At 45.4% G+C, this 18287-nt stretch carries 16 protein-coding genes; 5 read left to right on the plus strand and 11 right to left on the minus strand.

Annotated elements, in window-relative coordinates:
• Positions 1-841: 841 nt before the first annotated feature.
• Entirely contained in the window at positions 842-1996 is a 1155-nt protein-coding gene (locus BSQ33_RS13065; protein ID WP_021020865.1) for a hypothetical protein, read from the plus strand.
• A gap of 30 nt (positions 1997-2026) precedes the next feature.
• Entirely contained in the window at positions 2027-3883 is a 1857-nt protein-coding gene (locus BSQ33_RS13070; RefSeq protein ID WP_198298107.1) for an arylsulfatase, read from the plus strand.
• A 135-nt stretch (positions 3884-4018) separates the two neighbouring features.
• On the opposite strand, the gene BSQ33_RS13075 is transcribed toward BSQ33_RS13070, so the two are convergent.
• Positions 4019-4933, minus strand: a complete 915-nt coding sequence (locus tag BSQ33_RS13075; protein ID WP_198298108.1) for a DMT family transporter — start codon at positions 4931-4933, stop codon at positions 4019-4021.
• A 262-nt stretch (positions 4934-5195) separates the two neighbouring features.
• Here BSQ33_RS13075 and BSQ33_RS13080 point away from each other — a divergent pair, with 262 nt between their 5' ends.
• On the plus strand, positions 5196-6077 hold the full coding sequence (locus BSQ33_RS13080) for an AraC family transcriptional regulator (protein WP_088134265.1): 882 nt from the start codon (positions 5196-5198) through the stop codon (positions 6075-6077).
• 80 nt (positions 6078-6157) lie between these two features.
• On the opposite strand, the gene BSQ33_RS13085 is transcribed toward BSQ33_RS13080, so the two are convergent.
• The 7 genes from BSQ33_RS13085 to BSQ33_RS13115 all read right to left on the minus strand — a co-directional run bounded on the left by BSQ33_RS13085 (position 6158) and on the right by BSQ33_RS13115 (position 11128).
• Positions 6158-6736 carry an AAA family ATPase gene (locus BSQ33_RS13085; RefSeq protein ID WP_088134266.1) on the minus strand — a complete coding sequence of 193 codons (579 nt, stop codon included), beginning with the start codon at positions 6734-6736 and terminating at the stop codon, positions 6158-6160.
• Positions 6733-7170 (minus strand): PTS sugar transporter subunit IIA, encoded by a 438-nt coding sequence (locus BSQ33_RS13090; protein WP_021020870.1) that lies wholly within the window; start codon positions 7168-7170, stop codon positions 6733-6735. The genes BSQ33_RS13085 and BSQ33_RS13090 overlap by 4 nt, the downstream gene beginning before the upstream one ends.
• Positions 7171-7182: 12 nt before the next feature.
• Positions 7183-7458, minus strand: coding sequence for a hypothetical protein (locus BSQ33_RS13095; protein WP_088134267.1), 276 nt, complete (start codon positions 7456-7458; stop codon positions 7183-7185).
• A gap of 53 nt (positions 7459-7511) precedes the next feature.
• Positions 7512-8354, minus strand: a complete 843-nt coding sequence (locus BSQ33_RS13100) for a class II fructose-bisphosphate aldolase (protein WP_088134268.1) — start codon at positions 8352-8354, stop codon at positions 7512-7514.
• On the minus strand, positions 8341-9714 hold the full coding sequence (locus tag BSQ33_RS13105) for a PTS sugar transporter subunit IIC (protein ID WP_021020873.1): 1374 nt from the start codon (positions 9712-9714) through the stop codon (positions 8341-8343). Before BSQ33_RS13105 ends, BSQ33_RS13100 begins: the two co-directional genes overlap by 14 nt.
• Positions 9715-9812: 98 nt before the next feature.
• A complete protein-coding gene (locus tag BSQ33_RS13110) occupies positions 9813-10103 on the minus strand; it encodes a PTS sugar transporter subunit IIB (protein WP_021020874.1) in 291 nt (96 codons plus the stop codon).
• Positions 10104-10147: 44 nt separating this feature from the next.
• On the minus strand, positions 10148-11128 hold the full coding sequence (locus tag BSQ33_RS13115; RefSeq protein ID WP_021020875.1) for a 6-phosphofructokinase: 981 nt from the start codon (positions 11126-11128) through the stop codon (positions 10148-10150).
• A gap of 468 nt (positions 11129-11596) precedes the next feature.
• Here BSQ33_RS13115 and BSQ33_RS13120 point away from each other — a divergent pair, with 468 nt between their 5' ends.
• On the plus strand, positions 11597-12883 hold the full coding sequence (locus tag BSQ33_RS13120; protein WP_088134269.1) for a hypothetical protein: 1287 nt from the start codon (positions 11597-11599) through the stop codon (positions 12881-12883).
• Between the two features lie 112 nt (positions 12884-12995).
• Here the strand turns inward: BSQ33_RS13120 and BSQ33_RS13125 are convergent, their stop codons facing one another.
• The 3 genes from BSQ33_RS13125 to BSQ33_RS13135 form a co-directional block, all read right to left on the minus strand.
• Complete coding sequence (locus tag BSQ33_RS13125) at positions 12996-13880, minus strand: HEPN domain-containing protein (protein ID WP_088134270.1); 885 nt, start codon at positions 13878-13880, stop codon at positions 12996-12998.
• A gap of 260 nt (positions 13881-14140) precedes the next feature.
• Entirely contained in the window at positions 14141-16561 is a 2421-nt protein-coding gene (locus tag BSQ33_RS13130) for a flavocytochrome c (protein WP_088134271.1), read from the minus strand.
• Positions 16562-16566: 5 nt separating this feature from the next.
• Positions 16567-17175: an NADPH-dependent FMN reductase gene (locus BSQ33_RS13135; RefSeq protein ID WP_021020879.1), complete on the minus strand. Its 609-nt coding sequence runs from the start codon at positions 17173-17175 to the stop codon at positions 16567-16569.
• Positions 17176-17325: 150 nt separating this feature from the next.
• On the opposite strand from BSQ33_RS13135, the gene BSQ33_RS13140 reads away from it, so the two are divergent.
• Positions 17326-18258 carry a LysR family transcriptional regulator gene (locus BSQ33_RS13140; RefSeq protein WP_088134272.1) on the plus strand — a complete coding sequence of 311 codons (933 nt, stop codon included), beginning with the start codon at positions 17326-17328 and terminating at the stop codon, positions 18256-18258.
• The last annotated feature ends 29 nt before the right edge of the window (positions 18259-18287 follow it).

An 18287-nucleotide genomic window follows, 5' to 3' on the forward strand; every position in this document is an offset into this window, starting at 1 on the left:
CTTTGTTCTCATCTTTATTGGCCGTGTCTTTGAGCATTTCATGCTAGCCAAGACGATATTGACAGACATGATGATTGGAGGACAGAGCCAGACTAAGAGCATAAACATACCCACCCGTAGATAGCAACATCTGTGACGAGGTAAACACTGTATTTGATCACAGATATCGTATTGCAGGCGTGTTTTTTGGGTTGTTTATCACATAAGGGTGGACGTGCTATTGGTGTGTTACACAGTATTGAGCATGTTTGGATATCAATCATGACCGGTCTGTATTTTGGCCTTAACCACCGATAGCTACGAGTATCATCCTCAATTTGCCGAAGTGCCGGTTCTGAGCACGCAAGAGCGAACCTTTCACGGCTATGAGCGAGCCAATGGCGATCGTCCAATCGTGCGAATTACATCTTGGTTTTTTTTGGGCCGTGTAGGAACAATACCCTTCGATACTGACTATTGTTCAGGTTAATTTCTATACTAATTGATCGAATTCACAACTCTCATCTGATCGTATTGACCAATAGAATAAGCAGAATTATGGTGTGGTTATTAATCAATGTATTATTAAATCCAAGGCAGTTGATCACCTTGGTCAGCCCATGAGGCTAAAAGGATTGTTATCGCGAAAGCGAGCAAAACCTGATTTCACTCATTCCGAAATAGTATTTGGTGAGTGGTCAGGTTTTTTTTATATATAAAATTCAGTTTTTCGTTATTTCTCGGGATTGTTACCACTGACAGGGCAAAACCCAGAGAGACCCAGCCGTATGGCATTTGGGGCTCTCTGGGTTTTTTTTATCAACATAAAAAATAATAAAATTCAACACGTGAAGGACTTACGATGAAAAAGAAAACGCTTACCATACTTATCCCATTGCTGCTTTCCTCGGCCGCATATGCAAAAAGTGACACCAATCCATGGGATTCAGACGTGGTCGAAAACTATCTGAATCCGAATAAAGGGGCTGAGATTAGCAAAATCAGTGATCCTGACAATAATTCGCGCTGGTATGCAACTGTACGTCTTAAAGGTAATGCTGAAATAGCTCGCGGTGATTCCGCTAAGAATCGCGAGAGTGCTTATTTACAGGGGAATCTACGTTTGCGTGGTAAAACCATGCTGACAAATGACGTGGGTTTTATTGGTGATTTCTGGCTCAAAGTGCAGGAAAACCACCGTAGAGTTGACGGTGTGACCGTCAGTAACTTTGAAGGTGATTTGGAAGATCGCGTTCTTTGGGAACAGTTCCGTTTTGGCTTTGAGTCGGACGAATACGGTGCACTGATGCTCGCTAAACATACGGCAACTTGGTCAGTATTTGCTACCGATATCGGTGTTCAGGGATTGTACGATACCCAGGGGGATGCGGGTGTTAAAAACTCGGACAAAATCATTTATAAAAACCAATTTGATAATAACCTCTTTTTAAATGCGAGTTACGACACTCAATCCTACATTATGGGGGTAGACCTTGGTTATCAGACGGCTGATTTCTATTCGTATGCCCCTGACTCATATGGTGTTTATGTTTCTGCACACAATGGTCAGCCGACGCTGGAAAATGGTGCCGGTAACTTTATTATGGGTAACGCAAACCCTAACGGAAAGGTGAACTCAGATTCCGGACGGCCTCGTAACAGTAAATCTGAATATACCTATAGTCTGGTGGGTTATAAACAATTTGGGTTTAAGCATAAAGTGGCGGCCAACATTTCATATTCTAAGATGGCCAGCAATGAGAGTGCGAGCCTGATTGAAAGCCGTGGTTATGCGACGAAAGGGCTTGGACTTTCAGGGACGGTCAGCTACCAGATGTTCCCGGACGGATTAACTGGTTTTTCTCCGGTCGTGACTGTTTCCCAGGATGAATTTGGGACCACGGCTGCGCCTGAACTCCAATACTTTATTAAACCTTACATGCGTGTTTGGGCTGCACACGTATTTAACTCAAGTGGTCAGGACGTTAGTAAAGTCGAGTTCCAATTTGATTTTTAAAGGTATGTAATTCGTTTAAAAGGACAGAATATGAAAACCAATCAACTCAGAGAAATGATCTCGCATCATTTTGGTAAAGCCAAAAATTCATCAGCGGATAAGCATCCATTGTGTGCGGGAATAAATGCGGTTGCCAAAAAACAGCTTTTTAATGTTTTTTCCGTGGTAGCACTGGCTTCGACGATGACGATACCAAATATGGTTGAGGCAGCGCAGGCACAAGCAAAAGAACAACAGCAGCCGAATGTGATCGTTATCCTGCTCGATGACGTCGGTTTCTCCGATATCGGCGCTTATGGTTCCGAGATAAAAACGCCAAATATTGATGCTTTGGCTGAAGCGGGGATTCGTTATAATCGTTTTGATACCAATGCCATGAGTGGGCCGACTCGTGCTTCGTTACTGACGGGGCGAAACGCGCAAACGGTTCATATGGAAGATCTACCGCCCAAACACATCCCCGGTCTTATGCCGGCTCCTGGTCCGGCTAAAGATGTGCCATTGGGGAGCGGCCCGGCCAACAGTGGTGAATTGCCTCTGAATGCCCAGACAGTGGCAGATGCTTTCCGTTCTGATGGTTATGCGACTTACGTCTTGGGGAAATGGCATCTGGCTCCAGAGTATGCAGAGGGGAACAAGTGGCGTGATCGTGAATTCTGGCCCTTGAAAAAAGGCTTCGATTATTACTATGGCTTTATCAGTGGTCACGCTGATCAATGGCATCCTAAGTTGATGGAAAATAACGATAAGATCCCAACACCCCAAATGCCGGGTTACCACTTGTCTGTGGATCTGACTGATCATGCTATCCATCTGATGGATGAGCACAATCCCAAACCGAAGTTCCTGTATTTCGCCCTAGGGGCTGCACACGCACCTTTGCATGTACCCAAATCATATATTAACGCGTACAAAGGTCAGTATGATATGGGCTGGGATAAACTGCGTGAGCAACGGTTTAAGCGTCAGAAAGCGCTTGGCATTATCCCGGCAAATACAGTACTGCCGAAACGGGAGAAAGGTGATCTGGCCTGGGCTTCTCTGACTGCTCAGCAAAAACGAGTCTATGCTCGGTTTATGGAAACGTATGCTGGCTTTCTCACCCATACGGATGAACAGATTGGTCGTCTGATTCAGCATTTGAAAGATACCGGTCAATACGACAATACGATGATTGTATTTGCGTCAGATAATGGTGCCGCTTCGGAAGGTACGCAGAAAGGGGGCTTCTATCAACCCTATATGGATAAAACGACGGTTGAACAAATGGATGCCGATCTGGATAAAGCGGGTGGTCCGGAAACTTATATGTTGTATCAGCGTCCTTGGGCATGGGCTGGTGCTACACCATTTCGTCGTTACAAATTGTGGCCATTTGCTGGTGGTGTGAGAACACCGCTTATCATCTCATGGCCTGGGCATGTGACTGATCCGGGGTCGATTCGCCATCAGTATGTCAATCTGATTGATTTGGGACCCACAATGCTTGAGGCTGCGGGGACCCAATTTGCTGATAAAGTCGATGGTGTTAAACAAATTCCGGTGGCAGGTAAATCAATGTTATCGACTTTGACCGACAAAAGTGCGAAAACCCGCAATGTTCAGTTTTTCGAAATGCGTGGTCAGCGTGCTATTACGAAGGGGAAATGGAAGGCAATTGCGATGCACAAACTCGGTACCGAATTTGCTGATGACCAATGGGCTCTGTTTGACACTGAAGCTGATTTTTCAGAGTCGAATAACCTCGCGAACAAGTATCCGAAAAAAGTGGCAGAGCTGAAAAAACTGTGGTGGTCAGAAGCCAACAAGTACAGTGATCCTGCAGTCATCAGGCCGTTTAAGTTGTTGTACCAGTTCAACCATATGGATGATGCATTCGGTGATTAATCCTCAAGCATAAAATATATGTCAAGCGAGTTTACCGGGGGAGCACCTCGGTAAACTCAGTATTTCAGGGATATTGTCCTGATATTGATGCAATCAATACGAGCAGATTCATTGCCCAACAATTTTCACGATGTATCAAGCTATATTGGTTTTAGAACGAGGATTGGTTTTAGAACGAGGCTTCAATTTAACAAACATCACCAGATTACCGGACAGAATCAGCACTAACCCCACCATGGCGGTTTCCGTCCAGATATAACCTTCAAATAGCGTCGATATCGATAAAGCAACTAACGGGAATAAGATGGTCGCATAAGCCGCCGCCCCGGTCCCGATACGCCCCACAAGAGCAAAGTAAGTACCAAAACCAATCACGCTACCAAAGATGGCCAAATAGAATAAAGCACTGATATAGCTCACCGTTGTTTCAAGGGTGAAATGCGTGCGGGTGACAACAATGATCAGTAACATGGTCAGCGCGCCATAGAGCATCGCATACGCATTGGTGGACAACACATCGAGCCCTCTTTTTTGATGGCGGGCACTGATAATATTACCGATCGAAAAGCCGTAGGTGCCCAGTAAGCACAAACCGATACCGGTCAGTGTTGCTGTATCAAAATCATTGGCTAATAACGTCTCCCAGAAGAGACAAATGATGCCGACAATACCGATAAAACTGGCAAAGGCGAGCCGATAGGTAATCCGCTGGCCGAGAAAGAGCACGCCATTGATTGCGTTAAACACAATCGCCATTGAGAATAAAACCGATTCTAACCCACTGTTGATATAGTGATTGGCGGCATAAAAACATAAGAAGTTAAAGCAGAAGACGCATAATCCTTGCAGCAGACAAAAGAGATGATCGCGTCGCCTGATGGATTGCAGTTTCCCTGAAAATTTCAAGATGCCAATCAATAAACAGGCAGCAATTGCAAAGCGATAAAAAACCGAAACCATCGCTGGTACTTCGCCTGTTTGTAGCGCAATCGCAAACCAAGTTGTCCCCCAGATGAGGACGGTCATGATATATAGTGAACCGTTGATCATATAATTGTATTCATCTTAACTGTTGTGGTGAGACCATTTTAACGGCGTTGTCATCATGGGGATTACAGCGGCTTGCTGATGATTTACATATTCTTGCGGATTTCTGCGGATGGTCTCGCCGGGATGGGTTTACTTGCCCTCATGATCCCCCATACACTAGAGGCTGTTGACCTTTCGTGATGGTTTTTACAGCAATTTGTCGCTCATTTATCCAGCGTTAGGTTTAAGGATTTTAAGGATGATATACCGGAGAAGATGAGCCATGTCTAAGCCGTACCGGATGATGGAATGTTTGCAGCAGTATCAGGCAGAGCAGTTAGATACCACGATTCTGGAGAATGGGATCGGGATGTCATCTTGGTATAATCAACATGCGCTCGTTGATGTCGATTCCCCGGATCACCATACATTGAGTTTATATATCAAGGATGGTTACCAGTCTTTCCTGAAAACCCCGCATGGCTGGCGTAACGGTGGGCGGCCTGATCGGCTGTGTTTAATGCCTAAAGATTACTCGTCTGTGTGGGATATTCGTGGGGCAATATCGTTTGTTCATTTCTATTTTACAGACCAGCATTTAAGCGATGTGGCGGAATCGGTCTGGGACAAGAGCCCATATGGGTTAAGTATTGATGAACGCATCTTTGCCGATGATCCGCAAATCACCACGCTATATCGACAATTTCTATTGAATCTGAGTTGGCATGATTCGGCTGACCGCTTAGCACTGAGTTCAGCGTCAACCTTGTTATTAACCCACTTAGTGCGCCACTACACCAATTTTAAATGGCATCCGCTCCCCGTCACTGGTGGGCTTGCGCCTTTCCAGCTTGCCAGAGTCAAAGGCTATATTGACGCGAATCTGAGTGCCAATATACAACTCTCGGATTTGGCGGCAGTCGCAAATTTAAGTGAATATCATTTTGCCCGGATGTTTAAACAGTCTGCCGGACTGACACCCCATCAATATGTGATGCAACAGCGCTTACTGTTGGCGAAAACACTGCTGAAGAAAACCGATCTATCTTTAGTCACCATCGCTTTACAGTGTGGTTTCAGTTCATCGGGGCACTTTTCCAATCGATTTAAACTTGCCAGCGGGTGTACCCCAAGCCAATATCGACAAAATTATATAACCCGGTAATCAAGACTGAAGCGTGGATTGCTCTGCCACCGGTCTGGTGTCGATGCCCCACGGAGGCAGGGCGTTTGAGCACGGGTGACTTAATAGTTGATGGTTTTCTTAACCGGTGACGTCTTGACCTGTGACAAGGTTGCCATCAGGGCGGAGAGCTCAGGCAACAGCTTGGCGTGGCTCGGCGTATCATCCTGATCCAGCCAAATCAGCTTACCAATGTTCATCGGTTGCGCTTTCCGGGCTAACGTTTCAAGTTCGGGCAAATATTCCGCACCGGGGTGGCCTTTGCGCCGATAGGGCAGACGCTGCTTATAACGTTCAACGACGGTCTCCGGCGACACTTGGTTCCACACTTCTATCACATGGTGAACATCGGATTGTTCGACATACTGGAGCAGTTCTTCTCTGGGGCGGAAACCAAACCAGGCATCAACCACGTAAACACATTCGTCCGGGGCCTGGGCTATCGTATTCCAAATCACTTGATAAGCGGCCTGACCGAGTTTGCGGTTGAGTTTGCGGTCCACATCGTGATACAGCCCCATAAACGGCTCTTTAATGGTATCGATCGACAGATAGGGACAGGTGAAATAGTCGGCAATTTGAGCTGCCGTCGTGCTTTTGCCTGAAGCTGGAATTCCATTAACAAGAATGACAGTTTTCATAGTAAATTCAGCACCTCTTCTTTCGTGGTCGCGTGTTTTAATTGCGCTCGCGTTTTTTCATCACTGAGTCGCTCAAAAATCGGTCGTAGTCCCTGTTCAATATGACTGTGACCATCTAAAGCACATAACATGATAATCAGATCAACCTCAGGACTTGATTGAATAGTAATCGGGTGTTTGAGTGTCACTAAACTAAAACCGAGCCGATTCACGCCGTCCTCGGGTCGCGCATGGGGCAGGGCAAACCGTTCGTCTTCGAATACGTAATAAGGGCCGGTTTCTTCAGTTGTTGCTTTAATCGCATTTAAATAAGAGAGATCAATAAATTGATGCTCTAACAGTGGACGGGCTGCAATATCGAGTGCATCTCGCCAGTCTTTCGCCTCCACTTGTAATTGGATCGCATCGGCTTCAACTAAAAGCTCTTTCAGCATAATGTTTCCTTCTCAGAAATTTTTTCGCGCCGTATTTCTCAGCTCATTCATTTTGTTAAACACATCGTTGACGCTATCTTTGTATGACGGAACTTGCGCATAAACTGAGGCTGCTTGGGTGTATTTCACCAACAGCATTTGCCGGAGTGCGACATCATCCGGTTGTGCGGCATAGCGCTCTTCCAGTTGCAGAATGTCTTGATGAATCGCATCGGCCTGACTTTGGGTGACCTGCTTGTCTGCATGACTATCTGTATGATTGGCGAATAACTTTTTCAAAAATTGCATACGTGCCCCCTCAATTGCCCCGCCGCAGCGGGGCTGTAAGCCATATCATTGATTTAAGAGAATAAGCGCATTTTTTCAGCGATGACCTCTCTGACTGCTTTGCGCGCCGGAATAAAGAACTTACGCACCGAGTCATCGACTTTACCGCTTGAGAACGTATCCTGGCAGTGTCTGACCCACTGAACATTCATCTCGGTGCCGACGTTGACTTTATCCATGCCGTGACGGATGACATAACGCATATCTTCATCACTGACCCCGGTGCCGCCATGGAGAACCAGTGATTTGTCTACGGCTTGATGGATCTCTGCCAGCAGTGCGTGCTGAATATTGGTTTTAGCCGTGTAGGAACCATGTACCGTCCCGATGCTAACCGCCAGCATATCGACATCCGCCTGACTGACAAACTCTGTGGCCTCTGACACTGAAGTAAAGGCGATATCACTCTCTGCGACGGCCTTACCATCTTCGGCACCACCAATGGCGCCTAATTCGGCCTCGACAGTGACATTGAACTGACGGGCGTAGTCAATAACGATATTGGTATTGGCGATATTTTCGCTGAGCGGCAAATGAGAGCCATCGTACATCACACTACTGAAACCACTGTCGATGGACTTTTTGATGTCATCGATATTGGAGCAGTGATCCAGATGTAAACAGGTCGGCACATCGTGTGCTTTCGCCAAAGCTTTGATGGAAGCCACCAGTAACTCACGACCTAAATACTCCGCAGTCCCGGTTGAAATTTGGAGCATCAATGGTGAATTGGTATCGAGTGCTGCTTCGAAATATGCGGGAAGCATTTCAATACAGTGGACGTTAAATGACCCCACCGCATGAAAACCACGCTGTTGTGCAATGGGCAAGAGTTGTTTGAAATTAAGCAGTTTCATTGGTGATATCCTTGTTATCTTCAGAGCGAGAAAGAGATTTGTTCACGAAATAGGTAATCGCGATGACAAACACGATGAACGTCACGACAAATCCCCAGTTGCCGTTAAAGGCGTTGCCGAGCAGCAGACCGGATGAAATGACATCGGAGTCACTGAAGGTCACACCGACAAATCCATAGGTTTCAAGTAATGGGATGAGGATTGCGGGCAAGAAGGTGATAAACAAACCGTGGACCACACCACCGATGATTGCGCCACGTCTGCCGCCCATCGCGTTACCGAAAATGCCAGCCGTACCACCGGCGAAGAAGTTGGTTAATAATCCCGGCAGAATCATGGCGAGTCCGAATACTGGGAACAGGAGCATCCCAATCACAGTGCCCACCGTGGTAGATAAGAAACCTAAGATGACGGCATTGGGGGCATAGGGAAACAGCACCGGACAATCTAACGCAGGTTTCGCATTCGGCACCAAACGCATCGCGATGCCCTGAAACGCAGGAACTAACTCTTGCAGCAATAAGCGGACCCCGGAGTACAGGACAAATACGCCGGCGACAAAAACCATCGCCTGCATGAACGCATACATTAGGTAATTCATTCCATTTGAGTATTTCGCAATGTATTCCGGACCAGCGGCTAATGCCGGGATGAGGTACATCGGGATCATCACGACAGCCATCGACAGATAGGTGTCATTCAAGAAAGAGAATGCTTTCGGCAGTTGGATGTCTTCGGTTGATTTGGAGTTTTTGCCGACTACTTTCGCCACTGCGGCTTGCACCATATAACCAATGGTACAGAAATGCCCCAGTGCGATACTGTCGTTGCCTGTAATACGCCGTACCACAGGTTGTGCAATAGCGGGCATTGCGACAGCCATAATGCCACCGAAGATCCCACCGGTCAGAATCAGGGGGAGTCCGGTTAGTCCGGCTTTATAGCCAATGACTGCGCCAATGGTACTCATCCATAGCAGCGCCTGACCGGTGAGAAATATATATTTCCATGGTGTGAATCGGGCAATCAGTATATTGGTGGCGAATATGACGATGAGCGTTAAAGCCACTTCACTGCCTAACTGTTTATTAGCAACACCGGCAATGGCGGCAACATCAGTAATATAGCCCGTCATCCCGAAGCCCGTAGTAAATATTTGGTTTAAAAAGGTGAGGGTTTCGACAATAATATTAATACCAGCCATCATGACTAAAAAGCCAAGCATGGTTTTAAATGTACCTTCAAAAATTTTACCGTAGGTTTTTTTCTGTAATATCAAACCGATCATGGCAATAAATGCAATCAGTATTGATGCCTGACCTAATAAGTCTTTTACAATAAATTCGAAAAAGGCGCTCATAATATGTGCTCCATTTTTAATCAGTAGGGTGCCATAGCTTAATTTTTAATTAAGCTATGTTTGGGGGTTATATCAATAAAATAAATAGAGAAATATTATTAATGATTAAAGAATTTATTTAATTTCTCTTCCATTTCATGACTGTCTGTAAATTTTTGGATAGTAATTATCTTTTCTGCATCCTCAGGAGAGGCGCTTGCTTTTATTGCGTCGGAGAATGAACTTGAGGTAATAATCGCATCAGGTTTTAATGCTAAAACTTCTGATACCGTTGTATGATTTAAACTAAAATCAATACCGAGTTTTTCCAGTATCGGTTTGGCTGTCATTTCTAACGCAAAACTAGAGCCCAAACCACAACCGCATACACACCATATATTATAAGTCATGAGTTAATCCTTCTTCATGTTCTACCTTTCATCACGTTATGTTTTCATATAATTTCTAATTGTTTTGCTAGTTTAAAATAGTGGCCTTCCTTATCAATTGTCCGGTTTTGCATTGTGTTGAGGTCCACCGGTATTGGTTTATTGCTGGCGTTGATGACAATGACTTTGTTTGCCATACCACTTTTTATACAACGTACGACTTCGCTGGCAGCAATCGTACCTTGATAAATCTCTTCCGTTGTCGGGTTGCCATTTCTTAAACCAAAACCTAATGTTGTTTTTCTGATTCGGATACCAATTAAAGGTTCTAGTTGTTCTGCAACCGTATCAATCGATCCTTGAAATCCCGGGGTATATTCATGGGTATAACTTTCGGCACATAAAATAATCACACTATTTTGAATCGCTAATTTATCTTTGACTCGGTTGGCTAATTCTTCAGTCGGAATCATATATTCAGGAATCAGTGCAAAGTCAGCATTCGATTTTATTGCCGACTGGAGTGTTAATTCCCCGCAATATGCACCAAGCACTTCAACCATAAATACCCGATTCGGCAGTGCCCGACCGGTATTCCTTAATTTTGTGACTTCATGTAATACTTCTTCACAGGCGGTTGAAAATCCAATCGTATATTCAGAGCCTTCTAGATCATTATCCACCGTCATGCCGACGCCAAAACAGTTCACCCCATATTGACTAAGTTTATGGAGAAACTTCATCGATCCGTCACCGCCAGCTAAAATAAGCACAGATATTTTTTCTTTCTTCAAACGACTCGCAATCAAATCATACTCTTTGGGATTTAAATATCGTTCTGAACGCCCCGATGAAATAATCGGCATTGAAGAAATCGAGTAATCAATCAAATCGCGATAGCTGATATCGATCTTGCTACCGTTCAGCAATCCGTAGATACCGCCATTAAAAATAGTGATATCCGCACCGGACAGTCTAGCCACCTGAAATATAAAGTTATTGATACCGGCGCCATCTCCGCCACTAATCACGATACCAATTTTCATAGGTTTCTCCTTATTTTGTTATGGTTTGATTATTAAACACTCAATAAGGCTATGTTGTGATCAAGATCGACAAAAATTAGATCAAAAAACAATCTATGAATAAAAGAGATCTCAATCACAGGGTTTTATTGTGAGTTAAATCACATAAATATTTTATTTGTTATTTAATTGTTAAAATTGGTGATGGGTGAATATAAGTAGAGTGAGAAGTGTATTTGATTCATGTGTGTCAGGTTGATCTATATCCAATCAATTTTTTACCTACGAATAGAAAGTGGAGGTCTTTGTACCTTAAAAACATTATTTCGACAGTAAACCTCATGTGTAACCCCAAGTGATATCAGGCTGTTAAGCTTAAATTTACCTTCATAATATGAACCATGGGCATATGGATAGTATTGATTACTTCAATATTTTGACTTCAATAATCTACGCGTCCACTGGATGTTTGCGAGTTGGAAGGTATATATGAAACTACATATTTTTTACAACGGTACAGATTCTAATTATGAAAAAGACTTTAGAGAGGAAGGACGTTTCATTCATGGTGAAATAGTTTCACGTTTTGGGAAGTATGCTAAAGATGCTCCTGGGCAAAATGACAATGTATTACGTATAAATGGTGTCGGTGGAAGTAAAGGTGGAAATGCTATATCAAGTGGATTAGGTACAGCTTTTGGCGTGCAGATGAGAAGTGATGTACAAAATATTGTTACATTTGTGATGAATACAAGAACAAGAATGAAAGAGGCGATTCAACAAGGACACAGTCACGATACTGAGCTTGTTGTAACGATGATGGGATGGAGTAGAGGTGGTATAGGTTGTATTTATGCGGCTAATATGGTGTCAAAAGTTTGGTGCGAACTTGATAAACTCGATGGTGCTCCTATCGTTCTTAAAATAAAAATCGTAGCAATGGACCCGGTATCAGGGCTCGGTACCAATGTACGAGCGCTGGATATGGGATGGTTGGATCTTGCTGTCATGTCAACCGTTACGTGGATATCAAGTTATACACGTCAGTTTGGCGAAACGGTTGTCAACAATTTGAGAAAGCTCAACAATCAACTTGTTAATTGGTGGGAACTTCCTGAGCATGTCACTGAATATCATGGCTTTTATGCGCATGACGAACGCTCTGTTGGTTTTGCTACCACAATGCCGACGATGACCGGGGTAGTTGATAACCGAAGTTTTCACCTTTACGGTGTGCCTGGTACGCATTCAACTTTGGTCGGTAATCTATACCCTTACGGTGGAGGAAATGCCGCGGCAAATGGCGCTCCATCTCAAGTAGGACTACACATTTATCGCTCAGTGGTTAGAAAGGTCGCTAAGTTGATGCATGCTTGGCACGTTGAGTTTCATGCGGATTATGTACAGTGGCTACAATCACTCAATATTCATGAAGATCTAACGATTGCAGGTGTGCCAGTGATCACTTTCGAAGAGCTCGCGCATTACAAATCTGAAGCACAACTTGTTTCTATCGTACCCAGTTTTTTAAATCCTTTAAATCAAAAGGATGTCGGACCGCTCACAGATGGACGAGGTGTTTATATCGGTGGGAATAAACAAGATCGGAAGTGGAAACCAGCAAGCAGTATTTCACAATTTATGAATGAAAAAAATACCAAATCATCCGTAGATAGCATGTGGCAGTGGATTGTTGGCAGCGAAACAAAGTTAGAAAAGCTCGGTGGTAATGTACAAGCGCATGATTATAATTTTGCTGATTCTGATTGGACATGAGCCTTATTGTTGCAACCTCTGAGAAGTCATCGAAGTTCTGGTGTGTTTTTCGTTTGTTGAGTATCAAAGGTTGCGATAAAGCTAAGCTGCCAGAGTACATCGACACTGTTTATTATTCTGTGCCTTTAATCCGCCCGCGACAAACCCGTTCGGTTATCTCCCGCAATTTATCTACTTCACTTTGTAAATACGTCAGCTCTTCGGCGGTGATCTCGTAATGCTCGGAATAACGGGCATCGATGTAGGCGCGTTTAAGGCGCTGGAAGCTGCGGCGGTGGAATTTGTTGTCCATCGGGAATCGCTCGGCAAAGGCCGGATCTTGTTGGGCGCACATCGAGCGCAGGCTTTCAATATTGTGGGTTTTGGGCAGATAGTTGGTACACACTAACAGGGTGCAGGCGAAAAAACGTTCGGTGGCTTGGTGAAGCATGAATGCAGCGAGATTCAAGTCTTTGTTCTCGAACATGATTCTGAAATATTTTTCATGTTGCTCAGCACTTTCAAACCAGTGGCTAAAGTGTTTACTGGCTATCGCAACGCGCTCTGCTTCACTTAAATTCCCCGGCATGGGCAGCTCTCGCTTATCGGCGCTGAACAGTTCAATGCCTTGTTCACGAATATCAGCAAAGAAGTAATGACCTTGCTGGAGCTGCTGATGGACTTCATTGAGCGTGTGGACGATCAAGCCGAGTGGGGCAGAAGTGACCCGACGCGCGATCTGCTCTTCGGCGCTGTGCCACACCGCGTACTCTTCGACCAATGATGAGCGGTTGACGATCACCAGAATATCGTAATCGCTGATATAACCGTTGGGTCGGTCGCTCACCCATGTGCCTTTGGCATGGCTGCCGAACAGGATAATTTTAAGGATCCGAAATTCAGCCTTACTGCCATTTTTGTTGCGCAGAAAATCATCCAGCGTATCGCGTAATACGGTGGTGATGGTGTGAAGTTCTTGCTGCTTCCGCTCCGGGAGGTGGTCGAGTGCTGTTTTCATCGCGGTTATCCTACTATGAGCCGGGGGTAAAACAAACCGTTACCGCGTCGAGTGGGGTTGTTTTTGCTGAACATTGCCAGTTTTATCATGATGATACCTTGCTGTGATTTGATGTTGGTATCGTGAGCGATTTTGTTGGCAGTGGCGAGGCAGGCAGGGTCACTTTGCGACACAATTCGTGAATTCCCATACTTCTTTAATACTTTTAGAGACAAAAAGGCCACCTGACGGTGGCACTTTTGTGGTTTGAATCGGTGTGTTTAGTCCATTTCTGCAATCGCGGTTTGCCCTGCAATTCGGCCAAACGTAAAGATATCAGCCAGTGCATTGCCACCAAGACGGTTACCGGCATGGATACCACCGGCCACTTCACCGGCTGCGTAAAGGTTCTTGATTGGCTGGTTATTTTCATCAAGCACACGCGTTGCCGTATCAATCTTCAGGCCGCCCATTGTATGGTGCACGGCGGGTTGACGTGGCGTTGCATAGAAAGGTGCTTTTTCCACTTTCAAGCTAAACGTATCTTTATGGAATTCAGGGTCGTGTTCAGCTTCAACATAGCTGTTGTACTTGTTCACGGTCTCCACCAGTACGGCCGGATCCATCCCCACTTGGCGGGCTAAATCTTCCAGTGTATCGGCTCTGAACAGGGTGCCGGCTTCAACTTGACGGTCAATTTTCTCCTGACTGGTGTTGGCTGCGGTCTTCTTGATTTCATCATCCGCAATCAGATAGAACAGCCCCCCCTCAGCCAATGCCGCTTTGGTCAGAACGTCACGCCCTGCGAATTCATTGATAAACCGTTTGCCTTGTTTGTTCACAATGACGAAGTTTTCCGGTGGCACCTGAAGACCGCTGAACAGTTCACCGGTGTTCGGGTCTGCGACCGGCATCATCTGAGTAAAGCCCATTCCCGTTAATCCGGCACCTACAGACTGACCCAGCAGGATGCCGTCACCTGTCATCGCGTAGGAATTGGTTGTCTTGATATCGTCAGCAATGTTGCTCCAGTAGGTGTTGTACTGTTTGAGCATCTTGGTGTTCGCACCAAAGCCGCCGCTTGCCAGAACAACCGCTTTCGCACGAATCGTGATTTTCTGCCCGTTGACGCCCGTTGCGATAACCCCTTTGATCTCGCCATCTTCGATGATGAATTCTTTCGCCGGGCTATCGGTGATAATGGTGCCGGACATGTCTTCAATATATTTGCTTAACGCAAGAATGAAGGCCGTTCCGTATTTTTTCACGGGCTTATGACCACGACGCCAGAGCGCACCGACCGGCGCAAAGACGATATCTTTGTCATATTCCACACCGATATCTTCAAGCCATTGAACGCTCTCTAACGCACGATCGGTTAAGATTTTAACCAGATCATATTGGCCATAAATATGATTGCCTTGGAGGTCAGTCCGTTTACCACCGAAATAAGTCTGCATTCTGTGCAGCAGCGGTGAATCAAACAGGTAACCTTTATTTTTACCGAACTGTGCTTGGTAAGCGGCGAATTCTTGTTTTAAAGCGCGGAAGTCATCCCGGTACTCTTCGTGAATATCACTTTCATCGATGCTGAGAAGCGCTTCAATGGTGTGTCTTTCACCGGGGTTTTCTTCAAACGTGCGTTGCCATTCGGGATCTGCTGCGTTAATTGGACCACCGGTACGGATCGTATTCCCCCCGACGGCTGGGTATTTTTCCAGCACAATGGCTTGTTTCCCTTGTTGTAAGACCGTTGCCGCAGCACTTAAACCGGCACCGCCGCCGCCAATCACCACAACATCACAACTGTATTCTTCATCCCCTTTGTTTAAGCTACTGGCCGGTTTCGGACGACGTCTTAAAATATCAGGGTTCACGCCCGCCAGTTTCACGGCCTTCGCGACACCATCGAGAACCGCATGACTGGTTTCAGACGCGCCAGACAGAGCGTCGACATTCAGTGTCTGACCTTCGATGATTTTGTCTGGGATACGAACGAATACCACGTCTGCCAGACCTTCTGTCTCACCGGCTGTGTCGATATCAATCCGTTCTATTTTCTTCTCGCTGAACGCCACTTTCATTGGCAGCGCCCCACCGTGACCCAGCGCGTGAACGTCATAAGTGCCCGGTGTGAACGAGAACGCTTCTTCCTCATTTAATTGGTTGGAAATCTTGGCAAAACGCATGAAGCGTAAGAAGCAAATTTCTAAGAAGTCGATAGTGCTATCGCTGTTCAGCTGGCCATTGTCATCAAAAGCTTGATGTGCATTGCCCAGTAGGAATTCGTATCCGGGCATCACGTTCGCATTGACGCCGGGGGCATCCAGTATTTGACGCAAGTGCAGCTGAGCTCGTGAAGAGCCTTGAGCATCAATGGATGCGCCGATGATCATCACCGGCTTGCCATCAAGCGGATGGAGCTCGTAGCTCAACCATTCCAGAACACTCTTCAGGCTTGACGGAATCGAGTGGTTATACTCGGGGGTCGCAATAATCACGCCGTCACTTGCGATAATTTTCTCGTTGATTGCTAGCAGTTGCGGATTGTTGGATGGGTTGTCCTGATTAAACATCGGAACTTCGTCGATTTCCAACAACTCGATGTCTGCTTTGTCTTTAAAATACGCTTGCATGAACTGAAGCAGTGTCCGGTTGTGGGACTTTGGCGAAGTGGTTCCGACGATTGCTGTAAATTTCATTGATCTTATGCCTCTTGAGTTTGCCAAACGTATTTTTTGTCTTTTTTGATGACGGTTTTTTCTGATAAGAGTTTTGTTATGAGTTGCGTAAACAGCACAAATTCTCTAAAAATCTCATCGAGTTCAGCGCGCTTCTCTTCATTGATTAAGGTGCCGCTGGTGTTAAAGGCAGATTGCGATTTTCCTAACAGGAATTCGCTGCTTGGCATGAGACGTGCGGCCAGTTCTGGTGAGTCAAGAATCTGGCGAAGATGCGCTTGAGCGCGTGAGGATCCCAGCGCTCCGTGGGATGCGCCGACAATCAGTACCGGCTTGTCGGTCAGTGCCTGACTGGTATAACTGATCCATTCCAATGCGCTTTTCAGTACCGCGGGGATCGCATGATCGTACTCTGGCGTTGCAATGATGACACCATCCGCCTGAAGAATTTTAGCCGATAGCGCTGCGACTTCTTCGGGGACTTGGTCGTCTTTCACTTCGTAAAATACTGGCAAGTCTCTGACTTCATAGAGTTCAATTCGGGCTTCTTCTTTGAAGTGCCGTTGCATAAATTGCAACAGCATACGGTTGGTTGACACATTAGAATTGGTGCCAACAATTGCTAAGTAGTTCATATGAGAAATCTTCCTGTATGTTTAATAACCATAATTAAATTCTGGTTACTGTTTTAACATAGTCTGAAGTGGCTATCTAATAGTAATGTGTTAGTTATTAATAAGTAATTTGTTATAGTGGTAAGACTGGCAGTTTAGAAGGGAAATGAGATGTTAAAGTACCACAATCAAAACACTTTATATTACATTGATGCTTTGTTGCGGTTTAGCAATTACAGTAAGGCTGCTGATTCGCTCTATATTTCCCAACCTTATTTAACGCAGGTCATCAAACGTATTGAAAATGAACTGAACTGTCAGATCATCAACCGCAGTGAACTGCCTTACCGTTTAACCGAGCAGGGGAAAGTTTACTATGACTATCTCAGCTCTCTTGAAACGCTTTACGCCAACATGCGCAGGCAAGTCACCGCTTTAACCGATGTGGATAAAACGACAATCAAGATCGGGATTTTAGCCAGTATTGGCAGCTACCTTATCCCATTGTTTTTGCCTGATTTTTTGGCTCAGTTCCCCCATTGTCAAATCGAGCTGGTGGAAGATCTTCCGGAAAATAATGAGAAGCGGTTATTAAAGGGTGAAGTGGATTTTTTCATCGGGCAGAACTCAAGTCATATCGCCCCGAATTTACTGGCAGTGACATGGGGAAGACATAGCTATTTTGCCATCATTCCGAAGTCTTGCGCGCTTTATCAAAAGGATACCGCCAATATTGCTCCGGGCAGCATTGCGATAGAAGATTTATTGCGGCAGAAGCTTGTATTAACCGCCAGAGGTTCGGCAATCAGAGCGCAGGTAGACCAGCTATTCAGTGTTTATAAAGTAAAGCCCGACATCATGCTGGAAAGTACCGAAATAAGAACCGTGAGGCGTCTTGCGATGGCCGATTTAGGCGTCACTTTTATCCCTGAGAGTCTGGCAATTACTCCCAACCCTTCACAGTACAATATCTATGAACTGCCTGTGGACCAATTAAATTTAGATTACTTCATTGCCTATCATAGTGAGCGGAAACTGTCAGACTTGGATCAAGGTCTGCTGGATTCGTTTTTGCACATTAAAGAGACCGCCGCGCACGAATGAGACAGAACACCGATGGGACGAAAAGGAGA

The sequence above is a fragment of the Vibrio gazogenes genome (assembly GCF_002196515.1).
GTDB classification, from domain to species: domain Bacteria; phylum Pseudomonadota; class Gammaproteobacteria; order Enterobacterales; family Vibrionaceae; genus Vibrio; species Vibrio gazogenes_A.